The organism is Shewanella benthica KT99 (assembly GCF_000172075.1).
GTDB classification, from domain to species: Bacteria; Pseudomonadota; Gammaproteobacteria; order Enterobacterales; family Shewanellaceae; genus Shewanella; species Shewanella benthica_A.
Map to the genome: position 1 here is coordinate 1 of NZ_ABIC01000091.1, position 2717 is coordinate 2717.

At 46.1% G+C, this 2717-nt stretch carries 2 tRNA genes and 1 rRNA gene; all 3 read right to left on the minus strand.

Annotation, left to right across the window (positions count from 1 at the left end):
• Positions 1 to 1711 (minus strand): 23S ribosomal RNA (locus KT99_RS19565); the annotation flags it as partial.
• 557 nt (positions 1712 to 2268) lie between these two features.
• Positions 2269 to 2344, minus strand: a tRNA-Ala gene (locus tag KT99_RS19570).
• 134 nt (positions 2345 to 2478) lie between these two features.
• A tRNA-Ile gene (locus tag KT99_RS19575) sits at positions 2479 to 2555 on the minus strand.
• Between the last annotated feature and the right edge of the window lie 162 nt (positions 2556 to 2717).

Below are 2717 nucleotides of genomic sequence, written 5' to 3' on the forward strand. Positions count from 1 at the left end.
ACCATTTTGCCTAGTTCCTTCAGCCGAGTTCTCTCAAGCGCCTTGGTATTCTCTACCCAACCACCTGTGTCGGTTTGGGGTACGATTCCTACTAACCTGAAGCTTAGAAGATTTTCCTGGAAGCATGGCATCAACTACTTCAACCCCTTAGGGTCTCGTCATCAGTCCTCAGTCTTGCAATTTAATGCGTATCCCCGGATTTGCCTAAGAATACAACCTACAACCTTAAACGCGGACAACCAACGCCGCGCTAGCCTAGCCTTCTCCGTCTCTCCATCGCAGTTAGCAGAAGTACAGGAATATTAACCTGTTTCCCATCGATTACGCCTTTCGGCCTCACCTTAGGGGTCGACTTACCCTGCCCTGATTAACATTGGACAGGAAACCTTGGTCTTTCGGCGAGGGAGTTTTTCACTCCCTTTATCGTTACTCATGTCAGCATTCGCACTTCTGATACCTCCAGCGTGGGTTACCCCTTCGCCTTCAACGGCTTACAGAACGCTCCTCTACCGCTTGCCAGTAAACTAGCAAACCCATAGCTTCGGTGTATTGCTTAGCCCCGTTAAATCTTCCGCGCAGGCCGACTCGACTAGTGAGCTATTACGCTTTCTTTAAATGATGGCTGCTTCTAAGCCAACATCCTAGCTGTCTAAGCCTTCCCACATCGTTTCCCACTTAGCAATAACTTTGGGACCTTAGCTGATGGTCTGGGTTGTTTCCCTTTCCACGACGGACGTTAGCACCCGCCGTGTGTCTCCCGAGTAGTACTCATTGGTATTCGGAGTTTGCAAAGGGTTGGTAAGTCGGGATGACCCCCTAGCCTTAACAGTGCTCTACCCCCAATGGTATTCGCTCGAGGCGCTACCTAAATAGCTTTCGAGGAGAACCAGATATCTCCCGGTTTGATTGGCCTTTCACCCCCATCCACAAGTCATCCGCTCATTTTTCAACATAAGTCGGTTCGGTCCTCCAGTTGATGTTACTCAACCTTCAACCTGCCCATGGATAGATCACCGGGTTTCGGGTCTACACCTTGCAACTTCTCTAACTAAAGATACGCGCAGTTAACACTCGGTTTCCCTACGGCTCCGCTATTCGCTTAACCTCGCTACAAAATGTAAGTCGCTGACCCATTATACAAAAGGTACGCAGTCACGGTCTCTTATTCCGAAGAATGGAACCGCTCCCACTGCTTGTACGTATACGGTTTCAGGTTCTATTTCACTCCCCTCACAGGGGTTCTTTTCGCCTTTCCCTCACGGTACTGGTTCACTATCGGTCAGTCAGGAGTATTTAGCCTTGGAGGATGGTCCCCCCATGTTCAGACAAGATGTCACGTGTCCCGTCCTACTCGTTTTCATCTATGGTTAGTTTTCATGTACGGGGCTATCACCCTGTGCCGCTGAGCTTTCCAACTCATTCCACTAACACCCCATAGACTTAAGGGCTAATCCCCGTTCGCTCGCCGCTACTAGGGGAATCTCGGTTGATTTCTGTTCCTCCGGGTACTTAGATGTTTCAGTTCCCCGGGTTTGCCTCATATACCTATGTATTCAGTATATGATACTCACTTATGTGAGTGGGTTTCCCCATTCGGACATCGTTAGCTCAAATGCTTGTTACTAGCTCGCCAACGCTTTTCGCAAGTTACTACGTCCTTCATCGCCTCTGACTGCCAAGGCATCCACCGTATACGCTTAGTCACTTAACCATACAACCCACATAGGTCTAGTTCGCTTGCTATTCAGGTCATTGTCTTTATTGTGGATCTCACTCGGCGGTTATGTAGCAAGCTACACGCCCTTCTCGTTCAATTCACCGCTTCGACATTAACATGACTAGCTGCGCGTTAAACTTTGCTGTTATCCAAAGATTTCTCTTCGAACAACGATAGTTGTATCGCAACTAATGGTGTTTACTTTCGCCAAAAGAATACTCTTGAAGCACTTTCCTAACTAAAGGTCTATGCTCCAGCACTTGATTTAAGTGTTTGAGAACTCAATTATTTATTTTTCGCGCTAATGCTATTAATAACAACTTACAAGTAAGTCGCTATCCCTTTCACATTAACACTATCAGCTTTCCAAATTTTTAAAGAACGGGCTTAAAAAAGCCAAAGATAATTCTTTCATTATCTTTGGCATCTCTATCCATATGCATGGCTTACAATTTCAGCAAAAATGCAAGCAAATGCTGGAGCTACATGACAGTGATCGAACCTAGTTTTTAAACTGCGTTCTAAACAATCAAGTAAAACCAACAAATAAATGGTGGAGCTATGCGGGATCGAACCGCAGACCCCCTGCGTGCAAGGCAGGTGCTCTCCCAGCTGAGCTATAGCCCCATTTACATGCTGTCAAACAAAATATATACGCTTACTTATTGCTAAGTTATTACCAAATCGAGTGTAACAAGGCATGTAGTGAGGACGTTTAGCCTGCTAAACGACGAACTACATAACGTAGTAACACAAAGATTTGGTGGGTCAGAGTGGACTTGAACCACCGACCTCACCCTTATCAGGGGTGCGCTCTAACCAGCTGAGCTACAGACCCATTTATACTTGCAACCTTATTTATCGCTATTGCTTTAAACAAGAGTACGTCGTCTAAACAGACACGTATATTTTTGCTCTTTCTTCTATCAAGTAATCTGTGTGAACACTCAAGCACACGGATGTGCTGTGTGTAAGAAATGCACGGATGCAATTCTACCAA